The organism is Burkholderia sp. 9777_1386, assembly GCF_015712265.1.
GTDB classification, from domain to species: domain Bacteria; phylum Pseudomonadota; class Gammaproteobacteria; order Burkholderiales; family Burkholderiaceae; genus Burkholderia; species Burkholderia cenocepacia.
On record NZ_JACCQB010000051.1, the window covers coordinates 39136 to 45202 of the forward strand.

At 67.5% G+C, this 6067-nt stretch carries 5 protein-coding genes; 3 read left to right on the top strand and 2 right to left on the bottom strand.

Annotated elements, in window-relative coordinates:
* The first annotated feature begins 38 nt into the window (after positions 1-38).
* Both argG and H0X91_RS28145 read left to right on the top strand, forming a co-directional pair.
* Positions 39-1376 carry an argininosuccinate synthase gene (gene argG / locus H0X91_RS28140; RefSeq protein WP_006496064.1) on the top strand — a complete coding sequence of 446 codons (1338 nt, stop codon included), beginning with the start codon at positions 39-41 and terminating at the stop codon, positions 1374-1376.
* Positions 1377-1593: 217 nt separating this feature from the next.
* Positions 1594-2091, top strand: a complete 498-nt coding sequence (locus H0X91_RS28145) for a hypothetical protein (RefSeq protein ID WP_006487487.1) — start codon at positions 1594-1596, stop codon at positions 2089-2091.
* A 149-nt stretch (positions 2092-2240) separates the two neighbouring features.
* Here H0X91_RS28145 and H0X91_RS28150 read toward each other — a convergent pair whose 3' ends face one another.
* Positions 2241-3551, bottom strand: a complete 1311-nt coding sequence (locus H0X91_RS28150) for an MFS transporter (protein WP_196433545.1) — start codon at positions 3549-3551, stop codon at positions 2241-2243.
* A 177-nt stretch (positions 3552-3728) separates the two neighbouring features.
* Complete coding sequence (locus H0X91_RS28155) at positions 3729-4811, bottom strand: tartrate dehydrogenase (protein ID WP_012493156.1); 1083 nt, start codon at positions 4809-4811, stop codon at positions 3729-3731.
* 108 nt (positions 4812-4919) lie between these two features.
* On the opposite strand from H0X91_RS28155, the gene H0X91_RS28160 reads away from it, so the two are divergent.
* The gene (locus tag H0X91_RS28160) at positions 4920-5840 is read left to right on the top strand and encodes a LysR substrate-binding domain-containing protein (RefSeq protein ID WP_006490478.1); all 921 of its coding nucleotides are present in this window, start codon (positions 4920-4922) and stop codon (positions 5838-5840) included.
* Positions 5841-6067 lie beyond the last annotated feature (227 nt).

A 6067-nucleotide genomic window follows, 5' to 3' on the forward strand; every position in this document is an offset into this window, starting at 1 on the left:
AAATACGATCCCACCGGCTTCAATCCACGGTAATTCCTATGAGCACGATTCTCGAAAGCCTCCCGACCGGCCAGAAGGTCGGTATCGCCTTCTCCGGCGGCCTGGACACCAGCGCCGCGCTGCACTGGATGAAACTGAAGGGCGCCGTCCCGTACGCATACACGGCGAACCTCGGCCAGCCCGACGAAGACGATTACGACGCGATCCCGAAACGCGCGATCGAATACGGCGCAGCCGGCGCCCGCCTGATCGACTGCCGCGCGCAGCTCGTCGCCGAAGGCATCGCGGCGCTGCAAAGCGGCGCGTTCCACATCACGACCGCCGGCGTCACGTACTTCAACACGACGCCGATCGGCCGCGCCGTGACGGGCACGATGCTCGTCGCCGCGATGAAGGAAGACGGCGTCAACATCTGGGGCGACGGCAGCACGTACAAGGGCAACGACATCGAGCGCTTCTACCGCTACGGCCTGCTCGTCAACCCGGATCTGAAGATCTACAAGCCGTGGCTCGACCAGACGTTCATCGACGAACTCGGCGGCCGCGCCGAAATGTCCGAATTCATGAACCAGGCCGGCTTCGCGTACAAGATGTCGGCCGAGAAGGCGTATTCGACCGACTCGAACCTGCTCGGCGCGACGCACGAGGCGAAGGATCTGGAAAGCCTCGAAAGCGGCATCAAGATCGTGAACCCGATCATGGGCGTCGCGTTCTGGCGCGACGACGTGAAGATCGCCGCCGAGGAAGTGACGGTGCGCTTCGAAGCCGGCCAGCCGGTCGCGCTGAACGGCGTCGAGTTCAAGGATCAGGTCGAGCTGCTGCTCGAAGCGAACCGCATCGGCGGCCGTCACGGCCTCGGCATGAGCGACCAGATCGAGAACCGGATCATCGAGGCGAAGAGCCGCGGCATCTACGAAGCTCCGGGCCTCGCGCTGCTGTACATCGCGTACGAGCGTCTCGTCACCGGCATCCACAACGAGGACACGATCGAGCAGTACCGCGAGAACGGCCGCCGCCTCGGCCGCCTGCTGTACCAGGGCCGCTGGTTCGACCCGCAGGCGATCATGCTGCGCGAGACCGCGCAACGCTGGGTCGCCCGCGCGATCACCGGCGAAGTGAAGATCGAACTGCGCCGCGGCAACGACTACTCGATCCTGAGCACGAAGTCGCCGAACCTCACGTACCAGCCGGAACGGCTGTCGATGGAGAAGGTGGCGTCGACGTTCTCGCCGCGCGACCGGATCGGCCAGCTGACGATGCGCAACCTCGACATCACCGATACGCGCGACAAGCTGCGCGTGTATTCGCAAGTCGGGCTGCTGACGCCGGGCGAAGCGTCGGCGCTGCCGCAGATCAAGGGCGACGGCGACAAGTAAGTCGCTGCGTTCGACGCCGTGCCGCATCGCTTGCATGCGGCACGGTCGGGCAGGCTGCCGTGTGGCGCATCGTTGCGCACGCAGCCTGCCGCTTCCCCGCTCCCCGCCTGTCCGCTTTCCCTTCGTATTCGCATCCCGCCGCGTGACGCACCAACGGCACTGCGCCGCCGCGCCAGTCATGGCAAGCTGCGAGTCGTCCGATTTTCTGCGTCGACTCATGGCCCCCCTTACCGTCATCCACCTGAACGGCCCGATCAACAGCGGCAAGACGACGATCGGCCTCGCGCTCGCACGCGTGCTGCCCGATGCGCGCTTCATCGACGGCGACGATCACGATGCGCCCGAAGACGCACCGTTCGACGTGCAGTGGGCGATTGCGCTCGAACGTCTCGTCACGCGGATCGCGAACGCGCGCGAACGCCATCTGGTCATCGCCTATCCGATCGGCGAAGCGGAATTCGAACGACTGCGCGCGGCCTGCGAGGCGCGTGATGCGCGCCTGTTCGTCGTCACGCTCGCGCCGCCCGAAGCGGTCGCGGCGTCGAATCGCGGCGCGCGCGCGTTGACCGACTGGGAGCGCAACCGGATCGCGGAGATGTATCGCGAGGGCTATGCGGCGCGGCCGTTCAGCGAGATGGTGCTGGATACGTCCGCGGCGACGCCCGACGCGTGTGCGGCGCGCATCGCGCGGCAGGTCGCGGCGACGGCCTCGTAGCGACTGCGTCCGCATGCGCCTTCCGGCCCGCACGCGAACATGCGCTGACGCTGACGTTCCGGCCAGCCGATCGCGCGCCACCGCGCACGAAGCCGGACGGATACGTCACGCGCCCGTCGGGCTGCCCTGCCGCGCGCACATTGCGGCGCTCACGAGTGATGCCGCACGCCCGGCACGGCCGCTTCCCGCGCCCCTTTGCGGCTCAGCATCAGCGTGACGACCGCCGACACCGCGAGCGTGCCGGCCACCACGTACAACCCCGCCGCATATCCGCCCGTCGCATGCTTGAGCCAACCGATCGCGAACGGCCCGACGAATCCGCCGAGATTGCCGATCGAATTGATCATCGCGATCCCCGCGGCCGCGCCGGCCCCCGACAGGAACGCACTGGGCATCGCCCACAGCGGCGCCTTCGCCGCACTGATCCCGATGTTGACGACGACCAGCGCGAGCACGGTCAGCAGCGCCGTACTCGCCTGCGCCGCGAACACGAACCCGATGCACGCCAGCACACATGGAATCACGACGTGCCAGGTGCGCTCGCCGGTGCGATCCGAATGTCGCGCCCACACGATCATCGCGACCACGGCGGCAATGCTGGGGATACCGGTCAGCAGGCCCGTCTGCAACGCGGTGAAGCCGAACTGCTTGACCATCAGCGGCGCCCACAGCCCGAGCGTATAGAGCCCCGCCGACGTGCCGAAGTAGATCAGCGCGAGCGCCAGCACGCGCGGGTCGCGCAGCGCCTGCCACGCACCGGCCGTGTGCCCGGCGTGCGTGTGGCGCGCGTCCGCTTCCGCTTTCAGCTTCGCGATCAGCCAGTCGCGCTCGTCGGCGCGCAGCCACGCGGCCTGCGACGGCGCATCGGTCAGGCGCTTCAGCACGACGAAGCCGAGCACGACCGCCGGCAGCGCTTCGACGATGTACAGCATCTGCCAGTCGGCGAGCCCGAACATCGGCGGCATCTGCATGATCGCGCCCGACAGCGGCGAGCCGATCGCGGTCGAGATCGGCGCGGCCGCCATGAACCACGCGGCGGCCACCGCGCGCTGCTTCGCGGGAAACCACAGGCTCAGGTACAGGATGATGCCGGGAAAGAAGCCGGCTTCCGCCACGCCGAGCAGGAAACGCAGCACGTAGAAGCTGGTCGGCCCGGCCGCGAACGCGGACACGGCCGACACGATCCCCCACGTGATCATCACGCGCGCGATCCAGATGCGCGCGCCGACACGATGGAGGATCAGGTTGCTTGGTACTTCGAACAGAAAATAGCCGATGAAGAACAGGCCGCCGCCGAATCCGAACGCAGTCGGCGACAGGCCGATCGCGTTGTTCATCGTCATTGCCGCGAAGCCGACGTTCACGCGATCGAGAAAGCTGACGAAGTAAAGCAGCATCACGAACGGAATGATGCGCCACATCAGTTTCCGCGCGACGCGGGTTTCCAGATCCGCTTGCATGTGTCTCCTCCTTCGAGGTCGGGCCGTGCGCCGTCGGTCGGTGGACCGCGAGCGCCGGCCGGCGCCCGGCTCGCGTCGGATGCGCGAGTCGCGGGCAGAAAAAATGCGTGAGTAAAACGAACGGTCGGTGCCCGGGTGGCTGCGCACGCGCGCGCGGCCACCCGCTCCGCACCGCCGTCAGGCCGCCACCGCCGCGTTCGCGACGCGCTCGCAGACGGCCGCCGTCACCTGTGCGGTCGTCGCGCGGCCGCCGAGGTCGCGCGTATGCAGCGACGGGTCGGCCGTCACGGCCTCGATCGCCTGCATCACGCGCGCGGCCGCTTCCGTCTCGCCGAGATGTTCGAGCAGCATCACGACCGACCAGAACGTGCCGACCGGATTCGCGAGCCCCTTGCCCATGATGTCGAACGCCGAGCCGTGGATCGGCTCGAACATCGACGGATAGCGGCGCTCGGGATCGATGTTGCCGGTCGGCGCGATGCCGAGGCTGCCCGCGAGCGCGGCGGCAAGATCGCTGAGGATGTCCGCGTGCAGGTTGGTCGCGACGATCGTGTCGAGCGACGCCGGGCGGTTGACCATGCGCGCGGTTGCCGCATCGACGAGTTCCTTGTCCCACGTCACGTCGGGAAACTCCTGTGCGATCTGCTTCGCGATCTCGTCCCACATCACCATCGCATGCCGCTGCGCATTGCTCTTCGTGATGACGGTCAGCAGCTTGCGTGGGCGCGACTGCGCGAGCCGGAATGCGAAACGCATGATGCGTTCGACGCCGGCGCGCGTGAGGATCGACACATCGGTCGCGGCCTCGATCGGATGGCCCTGGTGCACGCGGCCGCCGACGCCCGCGTATTCGCCTTCCGAGTTCTCGCGCACGATCACCCAGTTCAGGTCGTCCGGCCCGCAGCGCTTCAGCGGCGCGTCGATGCCCGGCAGGATGCGCGTCGGACGCACGTTCGCGTACTGGTCGAAGCCCTGGCAGATCTTCAGGCGCAGCCCCCACAGCGTCACGTGATCGGGCACGTCCGGGTCGCCTGCGGAGCCGAACAGGATCGCGTCCTTGCCGCGCAGCGCGTCAAGACCGTCGGCCGGCATCATCGCGCCATGCCGGCGGTAGTAATCGGCGCCCCAGTCGAAATCCTCGAACTCGAACGCGAAGCGGTCGCTGCCGCGGGCCAGCGCCTCCAGCACCTGCTTGCCAGCCGGCACCACTTCCTTGCCGATGCCGTCGCCGGGAATCGTTGCGATACGGTAGGTCTTCATGCGGACATCCTCGATTGATCGTGAGCGTGAACGCACTTTACCGAACCGGGAGTGTAGAAACTGGGGCTATACTCAAAGCATCTTTAACTTTAATTCACGAATCCCGTCATGGCGGATACCGTCCAGCCGGCCGATCTCGGCTTCTTCTCGACGCTGGCCGCGTCGGGCAGCCTGAGCGCGGCCGCGCGCGAACTCGGGCTGACCGCGGCGGCCGTCAGCAAGCGGCTCACGCAGATGGAGCGGCGCGCGGGCGTGACGCTCGTCAATCGCACGACGCGGCGAATGATGCTGACGCCCGAAGGCGACGTGTACCTCGAATACGCACGCCGGATCCTCGACCAGATGGACGAACTCGGCGAGCTGCTCGGCAGCGCGAAGCAGCGGCCGAAAGGCCTGCTGCGCGTGAATGCGACGCTCGGGTTCGGGCGCAGCCACGTCGGCCCGGCGATCTCGCGCTTCGTCGCGCGCTATCCGGAGGTGTCGGTGCAGTTGCAGCTGTCGGTGATGCCGCCACCGCTCACCGACGACGCGTTCGACGTGTGCATCCGCTTCGGCGAACCGCCCGACACGCGCGTCGTCGCGCGGCGGCTCGCGCCGAACCGCCGGCTGCTGTGCGCGGCCCCCGCGTATCTCGCGCGCCACGGGACGCCCGGCACGCCGCACGACCTGACGCGGCACAACTGCATCGGCATCCGGCAAGGCGACGAAGGTTACGGCGTGTGGCGCCTGACGAGCGGACGCGGCGCGGCCCGCCACACGGAAGCCGTGCGGATCAACGGCAACCTGACGACGAACGACGGCGAGATCGCGGTGAAGTGGGCACTCGACGGGCACGGCATCCTGATGCGCGCGGAATGGGATCTGCGCGACTATCTCGCCGACGGGCGGCTGGTCGTCGTGCTGCCGGATCATGAAACGCCGAGCGCCGACATCTATGCGGTGTATGCGCAGCGGCACCAGATGTCCGCGCGGATTCGCGCGTTCGTCGATTTTCTGGCGGAAGAATTGGGACGGCTGACGGCGATCTAGGGCGGCGGTTCCCTACCCGTGGCAGCGTACGGTTTCGGGTCGCGGCGTATCGCTGCACGGATGTTCACCTAGCCTACGTGGGCCATATTCCGGCGAGTTTCGTGCTGCGTCGCCCAACTATCGACATCATCCGATACGTACCGGATGGCCCGCGCGTTACGCCTCGCAACCATTTGAGGACTTGCCGTCGGCATCCCGCCGTCAGGCTGCCGCGACCAGTCCGCTGT

Bases quoted from the DNA above. Each gene is read 5' to 3' on its own strand.
- H0X91_RS28150 (WP_196433545.1), bottom strand. From the start codon at position 3,551: ATGCAAGCGGATCTGGAAACCCGCGTCGCGCGGAAACTGATGTGGCGC.
- H0X91_RS28145 (WP_006487487.1), top strand. From the start codon at position 1,594: ATGGCCCCCCTTACCGTCATCCACCTGAACGGCCCGATCAACAGCGGC.
- H0X91_RS28160 (WP_006490478.1), top strand. From the start codon at position 4,920: ATGGCGGATACCGTCCAGCCGGCCGATCTCGGCTTCTTCTCGACGCTG.
- argG (WP_006496064.1), top strand. From the start codon at position 39: ATGAGCACGATTCTCGAAAGCCTCCCGACCGGCCAGAAGGTCGGTATC.
- H0X91_RS28155 (WP_012493156.1), bottom strand. From the start codon at position 4,811: ATGAAGACCTACCGTATCGCAACGATTCCCGGCGACGGCATCGGCAAG.